This window comes from Streptomyces sp. NPDC091281, assembly GCF_044757425.1.
Taxonomy (GTDB): domain Bacteria; phylum Actinomycetota; class Actinomycetes; order Streptomycetales; family Streptomycetaceae; genus Streptomyces.
This window is the reverse complement of record NZ_JBIVUY010000001.1, coordinates 369,296-392,026: the sequence shown is the minus strand read 5'-3', so window position 1 is coordinate 392,026 and position 22,731 is coordinate 369,296. Positions and strand designations below refer to the sequence as shown.

19 protein-coding genes and 2 tRNA genes are annotated in these 22,731 nt (G+C 72.1%); 4 read left to right on the top strand and 17 right to left on the bottom strand.

The window, feature by feature from the left end; genetic code table 11:
• Window positions 1–288 precede the first annotated feature (288 nt).
• Complete coding sequence (locus tag ACIQPQ_RS01685; protein ID WP_401298319.1) at window positions 289–1,596, top strand: cytochrome b/b6 domain-containing protein; 1,308 nt, start codon at window positions 289–291, stop codon at window positions 1,594–1,596.
• The gene (locus ACIQPQ_RS01680) at window positions 1,593–3,203 is read left to right on the top strand and encodes an NADH-ubiquinone oxidoreductase-F iron-sulfur binding region domain-containing protein (protein ID WP_383767503.1); all 1,611 of its coding nucleotides are present in this window, start codon (window positions 1,593–1,595) and stop codon (window positions 3,201–3,203) included. Before ACIQPQ_RS01685 ends, ACIQPQ_RS01680 begins: the two co-directional genes overlap by 4 nt.
• 106 nt (window positions 3,204–3,309) lie before the next feature.
• Here the strand turns inward: ACIQPQ_RS01680 and ACIQPQ_RS01675 are convergent.
• The 9 genes from ACIQPQ_RS01675 to ACIQPQ_RS01635 all read right to left on the bottom strand — a co-directional run bounded on the left by ACIQPQ_RS01675 (window position 3,310) and on the right by ACIQPQ_RS01635 (window position 8,774).
• A tRNA-Ala gene (locus ACIQPQ_RS01675) sits at window positions 3,310–3,382 on the bottom strand.
• A gap of 197 nt (window positions 3,383–3,579) precedes the next feature.
• Window positions 3,580–3,753, bottom strand: coding sequence for a hypothetical protein (locus ACIQPQ_RS01670; protein ID WP_004001335.1), 174 nt, complete (start codon window positions 3,751–3,753; stop codon window positions 3,580–3,582).
• Window positions 3,754–4,225: 472 nt separating this feature from the next.
• A tRNA-Ala gene (locus ACIQPQ_RS01665) sits at window positions 4,226–4,298 on the bottom strand.
• Between the two features lie 128 nt (window positions 4,299–4,426).
• Complete coding sequence (locus tag ACIQPQ_RS01660) at window positions 4,427–5,107, bottom strand: histidine phosphatase family protein (RefSeq protein WP_401298315.1); 681 nt, start codon at window positions 5,105–5,107, stop codon at window positions 4,427–4,429.
• Entirely contained in the window at window positions 5,104–5,565 is a 462-nt protein-coding gene (rsfS, locus tag ACIQPQ_RS01655; RefSeq protein ID WP_383767511.1) for a ribosome silencing factor, read from the bottom strand. Before rsfS ends, ACIQPQ_RS01660 begins: the two co-directional genes overlap by 4 nt.
• A gap of 184 nt (window positions 5,566–5,749) precedes the next feature.
• On the bottom strand, window positions 5,750–7,609 hold the full coding sequence (locus ACIQPQ_RS01650; RefSeq protein ID WP_401298312.1) for a LytR C-terminal domain-containing protein: 1,860 nt from the start codon (window positions 7,607–7,609) through the stop codon (window positions 5,750–5,752).
• Between the two features lie 16 nt (window positions 7,610–7,625).
• Window positions 7,626–8,264, bottom strand: a complete 639-nt coding sequence (gene nadD, locus ACIQPQ_RS01645) for a nicotinate-nucleotide adenylyltransferase (protein ID WP_383767516.1) — start codon at window positions 8,262–8,264, stop codon at window positions 7,626–7,628.
• Window positions 8,265–8,352: 88 nt separating this feature from the next.
• Window positions 8,353–8,517: a hypothetical protein gene (locus ACIQPQ_RS01640; protein ID WP_383767519.1), complete on the bottom strand. Its 165-nt coding sequence runs from the start codon at window positions 8,515–8,517 to the stop codon at window positions 8,353–8,355.
• Between the two features lie 104 nt (window positions 8,518–8,621).
• Entirely contained in the window at window positions 8,622–8,774 is a 153-nt protein-coding gene (locus ACIQPQ_RS01635) for a hypothetical protein (RefSeq protein WP_383767521.1), read from the bottom strand.
• A 143-nt stretch (window positions 8,775–8,917) separates the two neighbouring features.
• On the opposite strand from ACIQPQ_RS01635, the gene ACIQPQ_RS01630 reads away from it, so the two are divergent.
• Window positions 8,918–10,012: a M48 family metallopeptidase gene (locus ACIQPQ_RS01630; RefSeq protein ID WP_401298307.1), complete on the top strand. Its 1,095-nt coding sequence runs from the start codon at window positions 8,918–8,920 to the stop codon at window positions 10,010–10,012.
• A gap of 119 nt (window positions 10,013–10,131) precedes the next feature.
• Here ACIQPQ_RS01630 and ACIQPQ_RS01625 read toward each other — a convergent pair whose 3' ends face one another.
• From ACIQPQ_RS01625 to proB, 5 genes are all read right to left on the bottom strand, one after another.
• Entirely contained in the window at window positions 10,132–11,202 is a 1,071-nt protein-coding gene (locus ACIQPQ_RS01625; protein ID WP_401298304.1) for a hypothetical protein, read from the bottom strand.
• A gap of 123 nt (window positions 11,203–11,325) precedes the next feature.
• Window positions 11,326–11,964, bottom strand: a complete 639-nt coding sequence (locus ACIQPQ_RS01620; protein ID WP_401298302.1) for a hypothetical protein — start codon at window positions 11,962–11,964, stop codon at window positions 11,326–11,328.
• A gap of 108 nt (window positions 11,965–12,072) precedes the next feature.
• Window positions 12,073–13,359, bottom strand: coding sequence for a glutamate-5-semialdehyde dehydrogenase (locus tag ACIQPQ_RS01615; RefSeq protein ID WP_401298299.1), 1,287 nt, complete (start codon window positions 13,357–13,359; stop codon window positions 12,073–12,075).
• A 167-nt stretch (window positions 13,360–13,526) separates the two neighbouring features.
• Window positions 13,527–14,051: a hypothetical protein gene (locus ACIQPQ_RS01610; RefSeq protein ID WP_383767535.1), complete on the bottom strand. Its 525-nt coding sequence runs from the start codon at window positions 14,049–14,051 to the stop codon at window positions 13,527–13,529.
• 264 nt (window positions 14,052–14,315) lie between these two features.
• Complete coding sequence (gene proB / locus ACIQPQ_RS01605) at window positions 14,316–15,422, bottom strand: glutamate 5-kinase (protein WP_401299566.1); 1,107 nt, start codon at window positions 15,420–15,422, stop codon at window positions 14,316–14,318.
• Between the two features lie 240 nt (window positions 15,423–15,662).
• On the opposite strand from proB, the gene ACIQPQ_RS01600 reads away from it, so the two are divergent.
• Window positions 15,663–17,063: a polysaccharide pyruvyl transferase family protein gene (locus ACIQPQ_RS01600; protein ID WP_401298296.1), complete on the top strand. Its 1,401-nt coding sequence runs from the start codon at window positions 15,663–15,665 to the stop codon at window positions 17,061–17,063.
• Window positions 17,064–17,162: 99 nt separating this feature from the next.
• On the opposite strand, the gene ACIQPQ_RS01595 is transcribed toward ACIQPQ_RS01600, so the two are convergent.
• The 3 genes from ACIQPQ_RS01595 to ACIQPQ_RS01585 all read right to left on the bottom strand — a co-directional run bounded on the left by ACIQPQ_RS01595 (window position 17,163) and on the right by ACIQPQ_RS01585 (window position 22,346).
• Window positions 17,163–18,392 carry a glycosyltransferase family 2 protein gene (locus ACIQPQ_RS01595; protein ID WP_401298293.1) on the bottom strand — a complete coding sequence of 410 codons (1,230 nt, stop codon included), beginning with the start codon at window positions 18,390–18,392 and terminating at the stop codon, window positions 17,163–17,165.
• Between the two features lie 207 nt (window positions 18,393–18,599).
• The gene (locus ACIQPQ_RS01590) at window positions 18,600–20,690 is read right to left on the bottom strand and encodes a hypothetical protein (RefSeq protein ID WP_401298290.1); all 2,091 of its coding nucleotides are present in this window, start codon (window positions 20,688–20,690) and stop codon (window positions 18,600–18,602) included.
• 156 nt (window positions 20,691–20,846) lie between these two features.
• The gene (locus ACIQPQ_RS01585) at window positions 20,847–22,346 is read right to left on the bottom strand and encodes an SDR family NAD(P)-dependent oxidoreductase (RefSeq protein ID WP_383767546.1); all 1,500 of its coding nucleotides are present in this window, start codon (window positions 22,344–22,346) and stop codon (window positions 20,847–20,849) included.
• Between the last annotated feature and the right edge of the window lie 385 nt (window positions 22,347–22,731).

The following is a 22,731-nucleotide window of genomic DNA, read 5'->3' as shown; positions in this document are numbered from 1 at the left end:
CCGCAGCGCTTGAGCACGCCGCGACGCGCTTCCGTATGCCTGGGAGACACGTATCGAATCGCGCCGGAACCGACCGTCGGGCCACGAGAGACCAGCGACCACCCAGAGATTACTCCGCGTAACAGCACCTAGGGCCCCTAAGGGGACCCGGAAGGACATCAAGACACCACCCCGGCCACATTGTCCTTTCATCGCACCCCAATCACTGGAACCTCGTACCCATCGGTATGGCGCCCACTTAGAGTTCGGCAGCGGGACCGCTTTCCCGGACTGCTCGGAGTTGCCCCCATGAACCCTCGTCGTAACAACAGCTCGCTCCCCCAGCCGGGCCCCTCGGTCTACGGGGTGGCGTCGGCTGTCGTCCTGATCCTCATACCCGTGGTCGTGCTGGTCGGCGGCGACCGGTTCCGCGACTTCCTCAACTTCGGCGCGGGCGTGCTGTCCCTCGTCTCCCTGAGCTGCTCGGTGATCTGGGGCCTGGTCGCACAGGACCGGATCTTCCTCGACACCCGCCAGCGGCTCATCGGCCAGGCGGTGCACCGGACGACGGCGGTCGCGTCCATCGCGTTCCTGCTGCTGCACATCACCACCAAGATCGCCCTGGACCACACCGAGTTCATCGCGGCGGTCATCCCGTTCTCGCTGGGCGTCACCGGCATCGGCGGCCTGATCGGCCTCGGCTCGCTGGCCGGACTGCTGATGATCTTCGTCGGCGTGACCGGCGCGCTGCGCAGCCGGTTCGCCTCGCCCGCCCCCGTCGCGGCCCGCTGGCGCGCGATGCACATGCTGGCCTACCCGGCCTGGTGCGCCGCGCTGATCCACGGGCTCTACGCGGGTCGCGCGGCCAAGCCCGTCTTCGTCGTCATGTACAGCCTGTGCCTGCTCGGCGTCATGGCCGCCCTGGCGCTGCGCGCAGCCCCGCGCCCGATCAAGCGGAAGATCGCCGACCGGTTCGCCACGGTGCTGGGCTCCGACGAGCCGAGCGGGCGGGACTCCCTGGAGGCGAGCCGCGCGCGCATGGCGGAGAGCAACTCGCTGCCGGGCTACGAGAGCCGCCCCGACCGGGGCCGACCGGGCGCCGGTGACCGGGGTCCCGCGCGCGGGGCGGTCCCGCCCACGTTCGCCTCGACGGCCTCCTTCGAGGCGGCCACCCAGGAGCCCGCGAACGGCTTCGCCGCCGCCTACCGCGCCGTCTCCACGCCTCCCCCGCAGCAGCCGTACGTCGACCAGACCGCGCGCATGGACCTGCCGTTCGACCTCCAGCCCACCGAGACCTTCCCCCGCCAGGACACCGGCGGCAGCGTCTCGGGCAACTGGCCCGTCCCGTCCCCGCCGCCGGTCGGCGAGGCCCCGCAGTCGGTCTACGACCCGCTCCAGGACACGGGATTCAACATCCCGGTCTATGACAACCAGGGCAATCCGGGCTACGGCGGAAGTGACGTGTACGACACCGGTGAGACAAACGGCCGGTATGGCGCGTACAACCCGAACGACACGTACAACAGCGGTGCCGCCGATGAACCAACCCCCGGAGCGCCTTTCGACGCGCCGGGTTCGGGCGAACCTTGGAACACGCCTTCCGGAGGCTATAGGTGAACGAGGCCCTGCCCGACGTCCCGGAAGTCCGCGTGGTGGGACTTCCGCAGCTCACGTCCGGCTTCGACCTTGTCGAGCGACTCGACCTGCCCATGCACCTCAAGGTGCACGGGCCGCTCGAACCGATGGGCGGGGAGAAGCTCGCGCAGCTCTCCGAGCGCATCAACCTGAAGGGCCGCGGCGGGGCGGGCTTCCCCTTCCACAAGAAGCTGCGGTCGGTGGCCGACGCGGCGATCAAACGCGGCGTCCGGCCGGTCGTCGTGGTCAACGGCAGCGAGGACGAACCGGCCTGCCGCAAGGACACGGTGCTCATCAACCGTGCCCCGCACCTCATCCTGGACGGCGCCCTGCTGGTCGCCGAGGCCCTCGGTGCCCGCACGCTCGTGGTGGCGGTCACCCGTGAGTCGACCCAGCGCTCCATGGAGGCGGCCCTCGCCGAACGCGGCCTGAGCAACGGCCGCCGCTCGGCGCTCAAGGCGTTCGTGCAGCGCAATCCGGTCCGCATGGTCACCGGCGCCGCCGCGTCCGTGATCCGCTCCATCGACGGCGGCCCGGCCATCCCGCCCGGCCGCAAGGTCAGCGCCTCGCAGAACGGCGTCGGCGGCGCCCCCACCCTGCTCTCCAACGCCGAGACCTTCGCCCAGCTCGCCATCGGCGCCCGCATCGGCCCCGAGCGCTACGGCAACACCGGCCTGTACGACGAGCCCGGCACCGTCATGCTGACCGTCTCCGGCGCGGTCGCCCGCCCGATGGTCATCGAGGTCCCCACCGGCGTCCCGCTGCGCTACGTCCTCCAGTTGGCGGGCGCCCCGCCGGTCCCGCAGGGCGTGCTGACCGGCGGCTACCACGGCAAGTGGATCGACGCGGCGACCGTGAACGAGGCGGTCGTCTCGCGCAACTCCCTGGACGCGGTGGGCGGCGCGCTGGGCGCGGGCGCGATCCTGCCGATCAGCCAGGAGACCTGCCCGCTCGGCGAGTCGCTGCGGGTCGCGCAGTGGCTGGCGGAGGAGAGCGCGGGCCAGTGCGGCCCCTGCTACCTCGGACTCCCGGCCGCCGCGCGCGGGCTGGAGGACATCATCAACGGCGGCGGTCCGGCCGCCCTCGAAGCGCTCAAGCAGGTCGCCAAGAACGTGAAGCGGCGCGGCGCGTGCTCGCACCCGGACGGCTCCGCGATGTTCCTGGAGTCGACCGTGAAGGCGTTCACCGACGACCTGGCGGCCCACGTCCTCGGCAACGGCTGCGGACGGCCCGTGGAGGGCGTCCTGCCGCTGTTCGAGGGCGGGATGGGCCCGGCGGGCATCACGGCCGGCGGCGAGCCCGCGGACACCGGCGACAGCCGCCAGAAGATCTACGTGGACTGGACCCTGTGCCGGGGCCACGGCCTGTGCGCGGACATCCTCCCGGAGGTCTTCCAGCTCGGCGCGGACGGCTTCCCCACGGTCGCCCAGGCGAACGTGCCGCGGTACGCGGAGGCCAAGGCGCTGCGCGCCGTGCGCCGCTGCCCTGCGCTGGCCCTGCGCATCGAGGAGGACACGCGCGCGAAGGAGCCCTCCCGCAACCTGCCGGTCCTCTCCCAGGGCCGCGGCCGCCGCGCCCTGGGCCGCTGACGGTCCCCGGCCCCCACGCCCGGCTCCGCCGGGAAGAGGGGGCCGGGGGGCGGACGCAGAAGATCCCGCCGGATCGGAATCCGGCGGGATCTTTGTCATCTCACTGTGGAGCTAAGGAGAATTGAACTCCTGACCTCCTGCATGCCATGCAGGCGCTCTACCAACTGAGCTATAGCCCCTCGCGATCAGCGACTTCGTCGCTTCCCTGCGGTCCGCCCGGTTCCCCCGGCGGCGACGCCAACATTACACGGTCCAGGGGGTGGACCACCAAATCGTTTCCGCTTTGCCCGATTACACCCCTCTACACCCGCCTACCCGCCGGTTTCGCCGCGCCATTTCCCGCAGGAGAGGCGCTTACGCGAGGCCCGTACGGGAGTCAGGCGGTGACGAAGGAGTAGAAGCGCTTGAGCGTGCAGTGCTCCTCCAGGAGGCGGCCGTAGATCGGCTCCCCCTCCAGTTCGCGGTACGTCTCGATGGGGTCGCCTTTTATGATCAGCGCCCGCGCGCACTCCTCGCACCAGTACTGGTAGTCGGGGTTCACCGGTTCCATGTCGCGGACGATGGGGGTGCCGCTGCCGCACCAGTCGCACTTCCGCCTGTGGGCGCCCATCGATCAGCTCCAGCTGTGGCCGCAGGCCGTGCACACGTAGGAAATTCCTCCGTTGTCGCCGAGGACTTGGGCCACGAACGCGGAACCGCAGGAAGGGCAGCTGAGCCGGACGGCCGTGTCCCGGGTCATCGCCGCCGCGGAGAGGTGGCCACCCTCTCCGAGGATGCTCGCAGGCATCGCAACTCCCTCCCGTCGGGCCGCGTCCCCTTCCGGCCGTTTGATTCTGCCACGGACCGGCCGACACGGTCAGCGACGCCTCAGTACCAGTCCGGACACGGACCCCCGAGCAGCGCTTCCACAGAGGTATACGCCTGCGCGGGCCGGGCGACTCAAGCCGCACCCGGGGAATGCGAAAGATCCCGCCCCCTGAGGGGCGGGATCTTCGGCGCGGTCCGGCGAACCGGTCCATCTGTGGAGCTAAGGAGAATTGAACTCCTGACCTCCTGCATGCCATGCAGGCGCTCTACCAACTGAGCTATAGCCCCGAGTGTTCTTCCCGCTCGGCGGGGCGAACAAGAAGAACTTTAGCCTGCGACCTGCCGGAAAGTGAAATCCGGGGTCCGGGCAGCTCACCGGCCCCTTCGGAGCGCCCTCCGGGGGTCCGGGGACCCGCTCAGTCGTCGTCGCCGAGCACCGGCTCGGGCAACGTGCCCGCGTTGTGCTCCAGCAGCCGCCAGCCGCGCGCGCCCTCCCCGAGGACGGACCAGCAGCAGTTGGAGAGGCCGCCCAGGCTCTCCCAGTCGCGCGCCTCCAGGCCGAGCAGCCGGCCGATGGTGGTGCGGATCGTGCCGCCGTGGCTGACGACGACGAGGGTGCCGTCCTCGGGCAGCTTCTCGGCGTGCCGCAGCACCACCGGAGCGGCCCGGTCGGCGACCTCGCTCTCCAGTTCGCCGCCGCCCCGGCGGACCGGCTCCCCGCGCTTCCACGCGGTGTACTCGTCGCCGTACCGGGCGACGATCTCCTCGTGGGTCAGGCCCTGCCAGACGCCCGCGTACGTCTCGCGCAGCGCCTCGTCGTGGGTGACCTCCAGGCCGGTCAGCGCGGCCAGCTCGGCGGCCGTGTCCGCCGCCCGCTGAAGGTCGGAGGCGACGATCGCGTGCGGCCCGAGGGAGGCCAGCAGCCGGGCCGCGCGGCGGGCCTGGGCCACGCCGGTGTCGGTCAGCGGGACGTCCGTGGAGCCCTGGAAGCGGCGCTCCACGTTCCAGGAGGTCTGGCCGTGCCGCCAGAGGATGACGCGCCGCCCCCGGCGCGGTGCGCGCGCGGCCCCGGCCCCGGCACCCGGTGCGGTCGTCACCACGCGCCTCCCGGTTCCGCCGGGTCCGCGGCGGCCTCGGCCTCCTGGGCGGCGCGGGCCTCGGCGTGCTCCGCGCCCTTGCCGCGGGTGGCCTTGGCGTCGGCGGGCAGGTCGAGTTCGGGGCAGTCCTTCCACAGCCGCTCCAGCGCGTAGAAGACGCGCTCCTCGCTGTGCTGGACGTGCACGACGATGTCGACGTAGTCGAGGAGGACCCAGCGGGCCTCGCGGTCGCCCTCGCGGCGGACCGGCTTGGCGCCGAGTTCCTTCTGGAGGCGCTCCTCGATCTCGTCGACGATCGACTTGACCTGGCGGTCGTTGGGCGCGGAGGCCAGCAGGAAGGCGTCCGTGATGGAGAGCACGTCGCTGACGTCGTAGGCGATGATGTCGTGCGCGAGCTTGTCGGCCGCCGCCTGGGCGGCGGTCCGGATCAGCTCGGTGGAGCGGTCGGTGGCGGTCACTGCGTGGCTTTCCCTCGGCGGTCGGTTGACCTCAAGGGTCTCACGACCGCCGACACCGCCCGGCATGTTCACGTCCGCACCGGCCGGGCGCACCGGGTCGGGCGCGCCTCGCACTCGCGTGACCCACGGCGTACGGCCCTCGCGCGCGTGGCCCGGAGGGTACGGCTCACGCGCGCGTCGCCCGCTACGACTCCGGGGGCGTCGAGCCGCCCGAGGACGCCGCGGGTTCGTAGTCCGTGCCCAGGACGACGGTGACGTCCGCGTTGGCGGGCACCGTGCCCTTGGCCACCGCGTCGCCGGGCAGGCCGAGGGTCTTGGCGACCTCGGTGGCCTTCGCCTTGTTCGCGGCGTCCGCGTAGAGCACCTGGGACGTGGCGCGGGTGTCGTCGGCGGTGCCGCCGTCGAGGAAGGTGAAGCCGCCGTTGAGGAGGACCACGCGCGCGTCCTCGGTGTCGGAGCGCGTGCCGCCCGCGTTGCGCACCGAGACGCTGGTCGCGGCGTCCTTGTCGGGGCTCTTGGCGGTGCCGCCGAGGACGTCCTTGACCACCTTGGCGCTCGCCTCGGTGTCGAGGGTGCCGTCGGCCTGGACGGGCAGCAGGGCGGTCCGGCTGTCGCCGCCCTTGGCGAGGTCGGCCAGTCGGGCGAGGAAGGCGCCGAGGTCCTTGTCGGTGAGCGAGGGGTCGAGGATCTGGGCGAGCGTCTGCACGGTGACGGTGGCGCCCTGCGGGTCGGAGGACACCTTGCGCAGTACGCCCTGCATGACCTGGCCGAACCGCTCCAACTGGGCGTTCTGGTCCTCGCCCTCGGCGCGGTGGGTGGCGTAGGCGACGGCCGCCTTGCCGCCGAGGGTGCGGTCCTCGCCCTTGCGGACCAGGGGGGCCTGGCCCTTCTTGGCGTCCGGGTCGGGCACGTCGGTGTCGGCGTCGACCTCGATGGCGCCGACGAGGTCGACGAGGTTCTGGAGGTAGGGGGTGTCCAGGCGCCAGGTGCCCTGGATCTCGGTGCCGAGGACGGTGTCGAGCGACGCGCGCGTGCCCGCCGAGCCGTCCTCGTCGACCGACTTGGCGAGTGTCGTGGTGGTGCCGTCGTCGGTGGTGACCACCAGGGAGTTGGGCAGCAGCACCGTGGTGCCCTGCTTGGTGGTGGTGTTGTCGACGAGCAGGACCGTGGAGGTGCCGCCCTGGGCGGTGTCGTGCAGGTGGACGACGACCACGTCGCGCTTCTGGGCGGCGGCCGGGGTGCCGGTGGCGGTCTTGCCGTCGTCGGAGGACGACAGGCCGGGCAGCCTGCCGGTGAGGGCGAGCCAGCCGACGCCGCCGACGGCGACCAGGGCGAGGACGACGACGAGGGCGATCAGACGGCCGCGGGCACGCCGCTTGGCCTCCTCGCGGCGTTCGGTGCGGTTCTCGGTGAAGTTGAGCCAGTCGATGACGTCCTCGGAGTCCTGGTCGGGCTCCTCGACGAACGCGAACTGCTCGGTGCGGTAGTCCTGCTGACCCTCGGCGGGGCTCTCGGCGGGCGCGGCGGACCGCTCCTCGCCGGGCGGCTCCGGGCGGGTCTGCTGCGGGATGTAGGCCGTCTGCTCGGCGCCCCGCGGCCGCTGCCCCGCGGCCGTGCTCTGTCCGGCCGTGGTCTGCCCGGCCGTGGTCTGCCCGTAGGGGTCGTAGGGGGCCGCGGTGGCGTCGCCGCCCTGCCCCGGGTGACCGCCGCCGGTGCCGTAGGGGTCGAAGACGGGGGGCTGCTGGCCGGTCGCGGGGCCGTAGGGGTTGTACGGGTCGTAGCCGGGCACGGCCTGCTGCGGGCCGGTGCCGTACGGGTCGTAGCCGCCCTGCTGCTGGTCGCTCCCGCCGCCGTACGGGTCGTAGCCCTGGTCCTGGGGCTGCCCGTACGGGTCCTGGGCCTGGGGCGGGACCTGGTGGTGGGGAGCCTGCTGGTGCGGGGACGGCTGCTGCGGGACCTGCCGGTAGACCGGCTGCCCGTACTCGTCGTAGCCGACCAGCTCGTACGGGTCGTTCCCGTAGCCCGCGTCGTATCGGTCGTTCACCGGTACCCCTCTCGGCTCACTCGCCGCGGTACAGCTCGCGCTTGTCGATGTAGCGCACGACACCGTCCGGCACCAGGTACCAGACGGGGTCGCCCTTGGCGACTCTCGCACGGCAGTCCGTCGAGGAGATGGCCAGGGCGGGCACCTCGACGAGGGAGACGCCGCCCTCGGGGAGGCCGGGGTCGGCAAGGTTGTGGCCGGGCCGGGTGACGCCCACGAAGTGGGCCAGGGAGAAGAGTTCCTCGCTGTCCCGCCAGGTCAGGATCTGGCCGAGGGCGTCCGCGCCGGTGATGAAGAACAGGTCGGCGTCGGCGTTGAGGGAGCGCAGGTCCCGCAGGGTGTCCACGGTGTAGGTGGGGCCGCCCCGGTCGATGTCGATGCGGCTGACGGAGAACTGCGGGTTCTCGACGGTGGCGACGACCGTCATGAGGTAGCGGTCCTCGGCCGGGGAGACCCTGCGGTGGCTCTTCTGCCAGGGCTCGCCGGTCGGCACGAACACGACCTCGTCCAGGTGGAACCGCGCGGCGACCTCACTGGCCGCCACGAGGTGTCCGTGGTGGATCGGGTCGAACGTCCCGCCCATGACGCCGAGGCGGCGCTTGCCGGGGTTCGAAGGACCGGTGGACGGGCCGGTCGGCATGTCCTGCTCTCCCATGCGTGCAGACCCTACCGGCCCGTTCTGCGGGCCCCGCGCGGGGCGGGCCCGGAGTGCCCCGGTATGGCCCCGGGTACGAACAAGGTGCTCAGCGGTCGCGGTTGAAGCGGGTGGTGATCCACAGCAGCAGCATCAGGACGGCGAACGCGCCCACGCCGGTGACCACCGGGTTCAGGCTCTCGTGGTTGCCGCCCTTCTCCTCAGACTCGGCGGCGAGGGTGACCAACTGGGCAGCGGCGCTGTGGAAGCTCATCTTCGGCAGGACCTATCCGGTGTGGGCGGGATAAAGACGTCGGCCCATCGTATGCGGGCACCGGCCGGACGGCCCGCGGCGGGTCCGGGAACCTTCGCGACGGGTCAGTCGTCTTCCCGCTTGTAGCCCCGCAACAGGAACCAGGCCGTCACCGCGCAACCCAGCACCATCACGATCAGTACGACCCGGAGCAGATTCCCCGCTCCTTGCTGCTCGGCGGCAGAGGCGATCCAGGCGGTGGCGGGGGTGTGCTCCATGACGCGGGACTCCTTCGGTGTGGTGCCCGTCCACGGTAACTCCGCCTAGGGTGGCACCTGCTCCGGGGGCGCAAAGGGCTGCACAAGGGTCCGCAAAGGGACCGCACACAGACAGGCAACCTCTCACGCACATGGGGGAAGACATGTCCGACGACGGCCACCAGCAGAACGGGCACGAGCACGTGCCGAGCAGGCAGCGCAGGCGCTTCCCCGGCATCTCCTCGCGCGCGTACGAGCACCCGGCGGACCGCTCCGCCCTGGTCGCGCTGCGCAAGCTCAGCGGCTTCGACACGGTGTTCAAGGCGCTCAGCGGGCTGCTGCCCGAGCGCAGTCTGCGGCTGCTGTTCCTCTCCGACTCGGTGCGCGTCTCCGACCGGCAGTTCCACCACCTGCACGACATGCTGCGGGACGCCTGTCACATCCTGGACCTGGAGAAGGTCCCGCCGATGTACGTCAACCAGGACCCGCAGCCCAACGCGATGTGCATCGGCCTGGACGAGCCGATCATCGTCGTCACCACCGGCCTGGTCGAGCTGCTCGACGAGGAGGAGATGCGCGCGGTCATCGGGCACGAGGTGGGCCACGCCCTCTCCGGCCACTCGGTGTACCGCACGATCCTGCTGTTCCTGACGAACCTGGCGCTGCGGGTGGCGTGGATCCCGCTGGGCGCGGTGGCGATCATGGCGATCGTGACGGCGCTGCGCGAGTGGTTCCGCAAGTCGGAGCTGTCGGCCGACCGGGCGGGCCTGCTGGTCGGCCAGGACCTCCAGGCGTCGATGCGCGGCCTGATGAAGATCGCGGGCGGCAACCACCTCCACGAGATGAACGTGGACGCGTTCCTGGAGCAGGCCGAGGAGTACGAGGCGGGCGGCGACCTGCGCGACTCCGTGCTGAAGATCCTGAACGTGCTGCCCCGCTCGCACCCGTTCACCACGGTGCGCGCGGCGGAGCTGAAGAAGTGGGCCGAGTCCCGCGACCACCAGCGGATCATGGACGGCCACTACCCGCGCCGGGACGAGGACAAGGACACCTCGGTGACCGACTCCTTCCGCGAGTCGGCCTCGCACTACGCGGACCACGTGAAGACGTCCAAGGACCCGCTGATGAAGCTGGTCAACGACATCGCGGGCGGTGCGGGCACGCTGGGCGGCCGGGTGCGGCGCGGCTTCGACGGCTTCACCGGTTCCGCCCCGCCGAAGGACCGCCCGACGGACGCCCCGCCGCGCGACGGCGACTGAGGCGACCTCGCTGAGGCGACCCCGGCGCGGCCCGGTCCGGCGCCGGGCGGCTTCCGCGTGGTCCCGCCGGACGCCGGGCCCGGCGTCCGGCCCGCCGGGCTCGTGGCTCGGACGCGGGCTCAGACCTTCGGCTGGGCGCTGGCGGCGAGCGTCCCGCACAGGGCCGTGGCGCCGCCCGTCGCGTACGGGTCGGTGCCGGCCGGGCCGCCCTCCTTGGCGGTCTGGCCGGCCAGCAGCGGCCGGAGATGGTTCGTGGCGTCCTCCGCGCAGGACAGCGGTCCGGCCTGGACGTAGGAGACGATCAGCTGGGTCTGGCGCAGCCGCAGGTCGTCCCGGTCGAAGCGGAACTGGAGTTCGCGCCGGACGGTGAAGAGGGAGGCCGGGGCCTTCGTGTCGGCGCCGGCCGGGCGCAGGGCGTAGACGAAGGTGTGGTCGGCGGTGACCTCCAGGGTGGAGGCGTCGGTCTCGGCGGCCTGGAGGGTGCCCTGGACCCGGACGCGGCGGTCCGCCAGCTCGGCCCGCGAGGGGTCGAAGCGGACCAGCCAGCCGGTGGGCGCGTGCCGTCCGTCGGCGGCCGGATGGGTGAAGCTCTCGTCGAACTGGTCGAGCTGGTCGGGGTCGAGCAGCACCCGTACCGGCCGGACCTGCTGCCCGGTGAGCACCTCGGGGTAGAGCGAGGACCGCACGATGTAGTCCTTGGCGGTGGTCAGCGCGGTGACGACCTGGCTGTCGGAGAAGTGCGCGGTGCGCCGCGAGGGCGGCAGCGGGATGCCCTCGGCGCCCACCCGGTACTGCGCGGCCGGGCTCGCCGCGAAGAGGAGGTCGGTGTCGGCCGCGCCGGGGACGGCGCCGCGCGGGGAGAGCGGGATGACGGTCATCCGCAGCGGCTCGGCCGGGCGGCGGGCGGCCGGGTTCTGGTACGGGGTGCGGACGCCCAGGAAGATCGCGGTGCCGAAGGCGAGCGCGACGAGCACGACCAGGGCGAGGGCCTGCCGGGACAACCCCCGGTGCAGGGGCGGGCGGCGGCGGACGGCCGGGGCGTGGTCGGCGATGCGTTCCTCGGCGGAGTACTCCTGGAGGCGGGCAGCGCGGACGAACGATTCGTCGAAGACGACGGATCGGTACTCGTCCTCGCTCCCGCCGGGGGTGCCCTCGGGTGTTCCCTCCGGTGGCTTTCCGGATCCGCCCATACCTTCAGAGTAGGTCGCGGGGCGCGCGGGTAAACGCCCGCCCGTACGACAAGTTCTGACATGTTCTCACCCAGTCGGCGAGGTGTCCGGCGCCCCCGTGGGCGGGGTGTCCGGCGGCGGTCGTCAGGGGGTGACCGGGACCGCGGAGACCGGTGGCCAGGACTGTTCGGCGGCGGCCGAGGGGCCGCCGGGCGCGGCGGATGCGTCGGGCGGCGGGGCGGAGGCGGCGGGGATGCGGGCGGCGCCCTGCTCCAGGCCGGTCGGGGCGGGCGAGGGTCCCTGGTCGCGGCTGTGCGAGGAGGCGCCCCGGTAGACGGCGGCGAAGGCCAGCACGACCATGCCGACACCCATCAGCAGGGCGAGGATCCAGGCGACCGGGCGGTGCCAGCGGACCTGCTTGCCGTAAGTCCCGAAGAGGCCGTGGCGGCCGTCCCAGCCGTCCGGGTCGTCGGGATCGTCGGCGTACTCGTCCTCGTCGTCGAAGGCGCCGTCGGGGCCGTGGCGGCGGTGGGCGGCGGGCCCGTGGAGGTCGTCGTAGCGGTCGCGGCGGGAGCGGCGGGCCTCGGCCTCGGAGGCCTCGGCGCGGGCCTGGGCCGCGGCCAGCAGGCGTTCGACGGCGGTCGGCTCGTGGACGGCGGCGGCCTGGACGAAGGCCTCGTCGAACACCACGGAGGCGAACTCTTCGTCCGACACTCCGCGGTCGTGGTCGTCGTCGGGCTCCCAGCCGTCAGGGAACGGCGTACCCCCCACGTCCTCCGGCACGCGTCCAGAGTAGACCTGGGGGGTCAATTTGGGCAGGCGGAACGGAAATTCATCCGCCTGCTGAGACGGGGTCCGGTTGCGGACCCGCCGCCGCCGGGCGGGGCCGGATCAGCGGCGGACGTGCCCGTCGCCGGTGACGATGTACTTGGTGCTGGTCAGCTCCGGCAGGCCCATGGGGCCGCGGGCGTGGAGCTTCTGGGTGGAGATGCCGATCTCGGCGCCGAAGCCGAACTGGCCGCCGTCGGTGAAGCGGGTGGAGGCGTTCACGGCCACCGTGGTGGAGTCGACCAACTGGGTGAAACGGCGGGCGGCCTGCTGCGAGGTGGTGACGATCGCCTCGGTGTGGCCGGAGGTCCACAGCCGGATGTGCTCGACCGCCTTGTCGAGGGAGTCGACGACGGCGGCGGCGATGTCGTGGGAGAGGTACTCGGTCTCCCAGTCCTCGGGCGTGGCCTCGACGACCGTCGCGCGGGAGTCCTTGGCGTACGCGAGGACGCGCTCGTCGGCGTGGACGGTGACCCCGGCGTCGGCGAGCGCGTCGAGGGCGCGGGGCAGGAACTCGGGGGCGATGTCCTGGTGGACGAGGAGGGTCTCGGCGGCGTTGCAGACGCTGACGCGGTGCGCCTTGGAGTTGACGAGGATCTCGACGGCCATGTCGAGGTCGGCCTGCGCGTCGACGTAGACGTGGCAGTTGCCGGTGCCGGTCTCGATCACCGGAACGGTGGACTCCGATACGACCGTACGGATCAGCGAGGCGCCGCCGCGCGGGATCAGCACGTCGACGAGGCCGCGGGCGCGCATCAGCTCGCGCACGCTCTCCCGGCCCTCGCCGGGCACCAGCTGGACCGCGTCGGCGGGCAGCCCGGCGCCGCCGACGGCGTCGCGGATCACCCGGACGAGGGCGGTGTTCGAGGCGTAGGCGGAGGCCGAGCCGCGCAGCAGGACCGCGTTGCCGGACTTGAGGCAGAGGGCGGCGGCGTCGACGGTGACGTTGGGGCGGGCCTCGTAGATGATGCCGACCACGCCGAGCGGGACGCGGACCTGGCGCAGGTCGATGCCGTTGGGGAGGGTGGAGCCGCGGACGACCTCGCCGACCGGGTCGGGCAGCGCGACGACGTCCCGGACGTCGGAGGCGATGGCCCGCACCCGTTCCGGGGTGAGGGTCAGCCGGTCGACGATCGCCTCGCTGGTGCCGGCCTCGCGGGCCTTGGCGATGTCCTGGGCGTTGGCCTCGACGATCTCGGCCGTACGGACCTCCAGGGCGTCCGCGATGGCGAGCAGCGCGTCGTCCTTGGCGGACCGGGGCAGCGGCGCGAGGTCGGCGGCGGCCGCCTTGGCGCGGTAGGCGGCCTGGGTCACCGGGGAGAGGGCGTCGTACGGCGAGAGCGTGGTCATACGGGAAGGGTAGTGCGGGGCCGGGAGGCGTCCACCGCTCGTTCCACACCCCGAGACGTACGGGCGCCGCCCCGAGACGTACGGGCGCCACCGCGGGACGCCCCGCAGCGCGCGCCCCCGGACTCCCCCGAGCGCGCCCCGGACTCCCCCTAGGGACCCGGCCCCGGTCAGTAGGGGTGGACCCCGACCGGGGTCGCCGGGGCGGGGCCGTAGCCCTCGGCGATGCGCTGGTGGTAGGTCTGCCGGTCGATGACCTCCAGGCCGACGATCTCCCAGGGCGGCAGCCCGGCCGTCTGCCGGTGCTCGCCCCACAGCCGCAGGGCGACGGCCGCCGCGTCGTGCAGGTCGCGGGCCTCCTCCCAGTAGCGGATCTCGGCGTGGTCGACGGCGTAGCGGCTGGTCAGGAGGAAGGGGTGGTCGTGGGCGAGCTGTTCGAGGGCGCGGCGGACCTCCGTCAGCGGGGCCCGGTCGCCGGAGACGCTGAGGGTGACGTGCCAGAGCCGGGGCAGGTCCTCGGGGCGGGTCCGCTCGACGTCCTCGGCCGGGCCGAGGTAGCTCACCCCGGCGGCCACACTGGTCAGGGCCCGCTCCTCACCCGGCGCGCGGGACGCGGTCGCCGCGCGCGGTGCGGGCGCGCCGGAGGCGCCGGTACTCCCACGGGCGGCTGCCACCCCAGGGCGTACTCGTCTCACGACGGCCTCCTTCACACGGCGCTCGCGCGGAAACGTGTCCCGCGGAATGTGTCCCCGAGACAAAGTGGAGCAGGCCGCAGCGCTCCGTGGGGCGGTTTCACGGAACGTCCCCCACCGGCACGGGACGTTCGACCGGGTCGGCGCGGGCGCGTTCGACGGTGCCCGGCGCCGCCCGCGCACGGCGCGCGCGGCGGGAGCCGTACGGGCGGGACGGCGGGCGGGCAGGGGTGGGGCGGGTTTCCCGGGCGGGCGGGGCGCCGGGTGTCAGGGCTGGAGGATCACCAGGTCGTCGCGGTGGACGACCTCGCGCTCGTACTGGGCGCCGAGTTCGCGCGCCAGTTCGCGGGTGGACCGGCCGATCAGGCGGGGGATCTCCCGGGCGTCGAAGTTGACGAGTCCGCGGGCCACCGCCTTCCCGGAGCCGTCCCGCAGCTCCACCGGGTCGCCCGCGCTGAACTCGCCCTCGACCCCGGCGATCCCGGCGGGCAGCAGGGACGTACGGCGGTCGACGACGGCGCGGACGGCGCCGTCGTCGAGGGTGAGCGAGCCCTGCGGGGTGGAGGCGTGCTGGAGCCACAGCAGGCGGTCGGCGGAGCGTCTGCCGGTGGCGTGGAAGTAGGTGCCGGTGTCGCCGCCGGAGAGCGCGTCGGCGGCGTGGACGGCGCTGGTGAGGACGACGGGGATGCCCGCGGCGGCGGCGATCCGGGCGGCCTCGACCTTGGTGACCATGCCGCCGGTGCCGACGCCCGCCTTGCCGCTGCTGCCGATCTCGACGCCGGCCAGGTCGCCGGGGTCGCGGACCTCGGCGATGCGGGAGGTGCCGGGGCGGCCGGGGTCGCCGTCGTAGACGCCGTCCACGTCGGAGAGGAGGACGAGGAGGTCGGCGTGGACGAGGTGGGCGACGAGGGCGGCGAGGCGGTCGTTGTCGCCGAAGCGGATCTCGTCGGTGGCGACGGTGTCGTTCTCGTTGACGATCGGGAACGCGCCCATCGCGAGCAGCTTGTCCAGGGTCCGCGCGGCGTTGCGGTGGTGGGCGCGGCGGCTCATGTCGTCGGAGGTCAGCAGGACCTGGCCCACCCGGACGGCGTAGCGGGCGAAGGAGGCGGTGTAGCGGGCGACGAGGAGGCCCTGGCCGACGCTGGCGGCGGCCTGCTGGCGGGCGAGGTCACGGGGGCGGCGGCGCAGGCCCAGCGGGGCGAGTCCGGCGGCGATGGCGCCGGAGGAGACGAGGACGATCTCGCGCTCTCCCCCGCTGCGGCTCTTGGCCAGGACGTCGACGAGCGCGTCGACCCGGTCGGCGTCGAGGCCGCCCGCGGCGGTCGTCAGCGACGAGGAGCCCACCTTGACGACGATCCTGCGGGCCTCGCCCACGGCCTGCCTTGCCCCTGCCACGTTGTGATGCGCCTCTCGCTCCGGTCCCCACGGCTGCCCGCCAGGCAATCTACGCGAAGGGGGGCGGAGGCCGCGCCGGGGTTTCACGAGGCGGACAGTCACGACGGACACGCCGTTCGCTCACGCTATGTGTACGGCAAAAAGGTTGTACCGGTTCCGCCGGAAACTTGAAGAGAACTCAAATTCATTTTGAACTTTGAGTCACATAAAGTTCGCCGTGTGAAGCGCATACTGCTGAGGTCCGGGAAGAGCCCCTTCGACGTCCTGTCGCTCGAAGAAGCCCTGCACAGAGACGTGATAGCCACCAACTCCGGCAACCTGATCTTCAGCGATGCCGCTCACAAGATCCTCTCGATGCCGGGCACCGAGGTGGTGTCCAACGGCATGCGGACCGAGGTCGCGGCGGCCGGGCGGATCAACGAGGAGTACGACGCCTTCGTCGTCCCGCTCGCCAACGCCTTCCGGCCCAGCTTCGAGCCGGGCCTCCAGCGGCTGACCCGGCTCATAGGCAAGCTGAAGATCCCGGTGGTCATCCTGGGCGTCGGCGCGCAGGCGGGCCTGGACCAGGACGCGGGGCGGCTGAAGGCCATGGAGCCCACGGTGCGGGCGTTCTGCTCCGCCGTGCTGGAGCGCAGCGCCTCCATCGGCGTCCGGGGCGAGTTCACCGAGAAGTACCTCACCGGCATGGGCTTCCGGGACGTCGAGGTCATCGGCTGTCCGTCGCTCTTCCTGCACGGCGAGGCGCTCACCGTCGAGAAGCGGGTCCCGGAGCTGACCGCCGCGTCCCGCATAGCGATCAACGGCTCGCACACCGCCGTCCGCAGCGGGGGCCTGCACAAGGTCATCACCCGCACCCACGCGCGCTACCCGAACCTGACCTACATAGGCCAGAACCTCACCGACGCCAAGCAGCTGCACTGGCGGGACGTGAACTCGGCGAACGGCCGGGTCACCCAGATGCCCACCCACCCCGACCACCCGATGTACCGCGAGGACAAGGTCCGCGTGTACATGGACCCGGTCACCTGGTTCGACGACCTCAGCGGCTACGACTACTCCTTCGGCTCCCGCATCCACGGCAACATCGCGGCGCTGCTGGCGGGCACCCCCGCGACCGTGCTGGCCTTCGACTCCCGCACGCTGGAGCTGTGCCGCTACTTCGAGATCCCGCACCGGCTGCTCAACGAGGTACCGGCCGACCTCGACCCGGCCGAGCTGTACGCGGAGGCCGACTTCGGGCCGCTGACCCGTAACCACAAGGAGCGCTTCGACCGCTTCACGGGGTTCCTCGACCGCAACGGCCTGCGCAACACCTTCACGCACGGCGACGGTGGCGCCGCCTTCGACAAGCGCCTGCGGTCGCTGTCCTTCCCGCCCGGGGTCCGGCCGTGGCTCGACACCGACCTCGCCTCGCTCGCCGGCCGGTTCGGCTGGCTCCAGCAGCGGATCACCGAACTGGACGCGCACAACACCCAGTTGAAGCGGGACCTGGCGAAGAGCCGGGCCGGTGCGAAGGCCGCCGCGGCGGCCCGCAGCGCGCTGCCCTCGCCGTCGATCTACCGCCGCGCCCGGCGCGTGGTGGGCGGCCCGCTGCGGCGCGCCCTCAAGCCCTCGAAGTAGCCCGCCCGTCCCCGGCGACGGGGGCACGCCCATGCACGACGCGGGGCACGCACGCCCCCCGGCGACGTGGCGTGCCCTCGCACGAGGCGCGGCGCGCCCTCAGGCTGTCCGGGACGTGCTGAGGGCCCGCACTCTGCGTGCCGTGCGCCGCACCTCGCGGCGCACCTTGCGCACCGCCCGGCGCAGGAAGGATTCAGCGGGGCCTTCGCGCCAGCCCGGGTAGGCCTTGGCCTCACGGGGCTCGGCCAGGTAGACGCGGTCGGGCACCCGCGCCTTCCGGGACCGGAAGTGCGGGTAGGCCAGATAGAGCTGGGTGCGCTGCTTGCGCAGGACGGGTTCGGGCTCGCGCTTGTCGCGGAGGAACGCGATGACGTCGTCCAGCAGGTCCGGGCGCTGGGCGGCGACCAGGTGCAGGCGCAGCCGTTCGTGGACCCGCAGCCGCTGGGCGACGCCCTCGTTCCAGTGGGCGTCCATCAGGGGCCGGGCCAGCTCCATCTTGGTGCGCCGGGTCTCCTCGTCGTTGCGCAGGAACACGGGCCCGAACTGCGGCAGGACGGTCACCAGGAACGGGCGGACCATGAGCACGTCCCGCTTGGCGCCGGGCGGCAGCATGCGGGCGAGGAGGTCCATCAGGGCGCGGGCGGAGTCGAAGCGCAGCCGGTAGCCGCCGCTCTTGGTGACGTGCTTGCCGTCGGTGCGGCCCACCAGGTAGTAGCAGGTGTGGTCGGCGATCACCGAGACGCCGTCCGCTCTTAAGTACGCCTCCATGGTGAACAGCGCGTCCTCGCCGGTCCACAGGGACTCGTCGAAGCGCATGCCGTGCTTCTCCAGCAGGGCGCGGCGGAACAGCTTCTGCGCGCTGAGGGTGAACTTGATGTTGGAGGAGAAGACGTCGGTGCGGTCGAGGTTCTTCTTCCACATCGACTTGGGCGCCTGCCGGTTGACGCCCTCGACCCGGCCGAGGACGACGTCCGTGCCGTTGCGGTCGGCCGCGGCGACCATGCGTTCCAGGGCCTCGGGGCCGAGCCGGTCGTCGGCGTCGAGGAAGAAGACGTAGCGGCCGGTGGCCTTGGCGAGGCCGACGTTGCGCGGGCCGCTGGGGCCGCCGGAGTTGTCCTGGCGGATCACCGTGACGTGCGCGGCGGAGCGGGCGGCGAACTCCTCCAGGCAGGCGCCGGTGCCGTCGGTGGAGCCGTCGTCGACCGCGATCACCTCGAAGCGCGCGGGGTCCAGCGTCTGCGCCTCCACGGAGGCCAGGCACTCGACGAGGTAGGGCATCGCCTCGTACGCCCCGATGATCACAGTGACATCGGGTTCCGCCACGGTCACTTCGTCTCCCTCGTCACGGCCACGGTCCGGTGGTCCAGGATCTGACAACCCGGTAGACGGTGGATTACGGGACGGGGTTGCCCTGGTTACCTCTCATCCTGGGTCCCCCCGTGTGTCCCGCGCCACAGGACGGGGGAAGTGGTTCGGCCCCCGGAGTGAGTCTCCGGGGGCCGGGCCGTACGGCGTCCGGGGGCGCCGTCGGTGCGCTCAGGCGGTCGCCGCGGGGCCGGGGGTCGGGGCGGTGACGTCGTCGGGCAGCTCGGTGCCGCCCGCCGAGGGCGCGGAGTGGGACGCCTGGCCGGCGTTGCGGGCCTCGGCCCGGCGGGCGAGGTCGGCGACGGCGGTGTTGAACTGCTGGATCGAGGTGGGCTCGTCGGGGCCGAGGAGGTACTTCTTCAGGTCCCGGCGGTCCTCGGCGAGCGGGTCGGCGGCCGGGTCGCGCACGGCGGCCAGCAGCTGGTCCAGGTCGTCGGCGGAGTTGGTGAGGATCACGGCGGCCCGGACGGCCGTGTTCTGCCGCCGGAACTCGTCGGCGCCGAGTTCCGCCGAGTCGGTGACGGCGTACGGCTTGCCGCTGGCGATGAAGTCGGAGACGACGCTGGAGATGTCGGAGACCATCGCCTCGGAGGCGTTGAAGCAGTCGTACAGGCGCGGTTCGGCGCCGGTGATCACGCGGTGCTCGAAGGAGGGGAAGGAGCGCCAGTAGGCCTCGTTCCACTCGGTCCGCAGCCGGGCGGCCTCCTCGTGCTTGCGCAGGTCGACCAGGCCGTCGCGGCTGGTGACGGCCTCGTCGGCCTGGGCGTCGTGGGCGAGGGAGAGCGCGTCGAGGCGGGCCTTGAGCCGGGTCAGCTCGGCCTTGGCCTTCGTCTGCGCGGCCGGGTCCGCGGTGAAGCGGGCGTCGGCGGCGCGGTCGGCGGCGGCCTTCTTGACCAGGGCGACGATCCGGCGGTGGGCGGCGCCCGCCTTGGCGCTGCGGGTGCCGGTGAAGGGGTGCGGCTTGTACAGGACGCGGACCGGGGGCTCGGCGGCGATCAGCTTCTTCACGATGTTCTCGCCCGCGAGGAGGATCGACGTGTTGCCCGGGTTGTCGTCCCAGCCCTCCCAGGTGGGCGCGTACAGCACGGTCGGAATGCGGTCGGCGGGGGTGCCGCGCCAGGGCTGGATGGGGGCGAGCTGGGGACGGCCGACCTCGGCGATGTCCTCGTCGCGGATGCCGACGTCGGCGATGGCGTACCGGTCGCGGCCCGCGCGTCCGGCGGTCCACACCTCGTCGTAGACCTTGCTGAACGGGTTGACGCTGGCGAGCTTGTCGCTGTCGCCGTGGCCGATGAAGACGTGCTTCATGGTGGGGACGCGCAGCAGGTGGATGTTCTTGCCGACGTTCGCCGCGTAGAGGGCGACGCGGACGGTGGAGAGGTCCATGTTCATCAGGTGGACGCCGCCGGGGACGCAGACGACGGGGACCGTGGTGGCGGCCATCCGCTCCATGATGGCGCGCTCGCGCAGGATGATCAGCGGCCGGGTGTCCAGCTGCTCCATGGTCTCCAGCCACATGTTGACCTGGTAGGCGGAGTCGGCGGAGCCGGAGAAGTAGAGCACCGTCTCGGGGCGGTACTCGCGCAGCCAGGAGCTGACGGTGGCGAGCACCTTGTCGGCCTTGGGCGGCAGCCGCCGGGGGCGGACGTACGGCACGAGGGCGAGGACGTAGACCGCGGCGAGGACGAGGGTGACGCCGACGCCGACGTATCCGGCGACGGCCTCGTCGGTGAGCGCGTACACGAGGAGGCCCACGACGGCCGCGAGGTCGAGGTGGAGCATCTTGAGCCCGGCCCGGCGCAGCAGGCGGCGCGGCGGGGCGTCGGGGACGGCCAGCCGGGAGACGAGGTCGACGTTGCGGGTGACGACCGGCATCTGGCGGCGCTTGCCGATCAGGGTGATCAGGGCGCCGTGCGGGGCCTGGAGGCCGAAGAAGACGATGAAGCAGCCGATCGCCGCGTAGAAGACCGCCTCGCCGGAGACACCGAGCCGGGCCAGCAGCAGGACCAGCAGCAGTTCCCGGACCAGGAAGCGCGTCGGCAGCCCGGCCCCCACCTTGGTGAGGAGGCCGACGAGACGGCTGCCCTTGCGGTGGAGGTAGAGGTCCGCGAGATACGTCACGGCGGCCGCGGCGGCGAAGGCGGGGGTGCTCGGGAGAAGTGCGGCCAGCATGAGGCAGGGATAGCCCAGCATCATGAGGGCCGCCGCGGCCAGTTCGGCCCTGCCGCCCACCCGGGCGACGCGAATGGCGGTCGTTATCACGGAGAAACCTGCTCTGGGAGGGGTGCCGGTCGGTGACCCGAAAAGTCCGGAAAATCCTTTGTGAAGATTTCTGGAGTTTTACGGATTCAGGCCTCTGTGAATTCCCGGTTAACGGGGACCCACAGAGGCCTGAATTTCAAGGCTAATGGAGATTGATTATGCCACGCCGTCCTGACGGTCCAGGACACCGGCCAGAGCCTGTTCGAATCCGGTGGCGCGGCTCGCGTCCGCGGTGGGGTCCTGCTGGCGGACGTCGATCACATGCCCGGTGAGGTCGGAGAGCAGCACGTCCAGCGAGGTCCGCGCGACCGCCTCGGAGGAGAGCAGGCTGCCCGCGGGCTCCTGCCCGAAGGCCTTGGTCCGCATCGGGGTCGCGGTGCGCTCCGGGTTGACGCAGTTGACGCGGACGCCGTCCCCGGCCCACTCGTCGGACAGGGCCTGGGTGAGGTTCACCATGGCGGCCTTGGTCGAGGAGTAGAGGCTGTACTCGGCGCGGCCGCGGGTGTAGCTGCTGGAGGTGTAGAGCAGCAGCTGGCCCTTGGTCTCGGCGAGGTACTTGTACGCCGACCGGGCGATCTGCACGGGCGCCAGGTAGTTGACCTTGAGGGCTTCCTCGATGGTCGCGTTGTCGGTCTCGGCGAGCTTGCCGATGCGCAGCACGCCCGCGGTGTTGACGACGTAGTCGATGCGCCCGGTCTCGGCGTACGCCTTGGACAGGGCGTCGTCGACCTCCTCCGGGTTCTCCACGTGGGTGTTGGTGGTGGAGCGGCCCAGCGCGTAGACGCGGGCGCCGTAGGACTCGGCCAGCTCCGCGATGTCCTTGCCGATGCCGTACGACCCGCCGAAGACGACCAGGGTCTTGTCGGCGAGCAGCGCGCGGTAGGCGTCCTCGCCCTGCTGCTCGGGCGCGGCGGTGGAGCCGAGCTGGAACAGCTTGTCGGCGATGAACACGTCGACCGGCTGGGTGACTTTCATGTTGTACTCGTCGCCCGCGACGACGTGGATCGGCACGTCCGGCAGGTAGCGCAGGACCACCGAGCAGTCGTCGGTGGCCTGGAAGTTGGGGTCGCCCGCCGCGACCTCGTAGGCCCGCCGGATCGTGGACAGCTTGAAGGCCTGCGGGGTCTGGCCGCGGCGCAGCCGGGAGCGGTCCGGGATCTCGGTGATGAACTCGCCGTCGTCGCCGTGGGTGCGGGTCACGATGATCGTGTCGGCGGACGGGATCGCCACGTCGACCGCCTGGTACCGGTCGAGCGCGGCGACGCAGTCGTCGATGACCCGGCGCGACAGCAGCGGGCGTACGGCGTCGTGGAAGAGGACGTTGAGGTCCTCGCCGTCCGCGAGGCCCTCGCCCAGGGCGCTGATGGCGCGCTCGGTCGTCTCGTTGCGCGTGGTGCCGCCCTCGATGATCCGGGAGACCTTGGTGAACCCCGCCTTCGCCACGATCTTCTCGACGTCCGGGACGTACCCCGGTGCCATCAGCACGATGATGTCGTCGATCGAGTCCGCCTGCTCGAAGGTGGTCAGCGTGTGCTCGATGACTGCCTTCCCGGCGATCTTCAGCAACTGCTTGGGGATCGACAGACCCACCCGCTGGCCGGTGCCGCCGGCCAGGACGACTGCGGTGGTACGGGGCTTGGCTATGCGCTGGGACACAGGTGACCTACCTTGGGGCGACAGGGAACGGGGAAATGGTCCCACTTGCGGTAACCACGATGCAAGGTGAGCGCCGCCTCCCGCAAATGTGCACGCCATCTCCCATTCATCTGGCGGTTCTGTTGATGCGGAAGAGGGCGCGGAGATGCCGCGGAACGTCTTGTGAGTTACTCCACATGGCCTAATCGGCTGCCGAGAGTGACGAATGATTACGGCTCCGCGACTTTTAGGGAATTCTCATCGCGGGTGGGTGGGTGAGTGGGGGGATGAGTGGGAGCGGGCGGCCGGCGGGCGGCGGATGTGCGTGGGGCCCGGGGGGGGGGGGGGGGGGGGGGCGTGCCACACACCCCCCCCCCCCACCCCCCCCCCCCCACCCCCCCCAAAA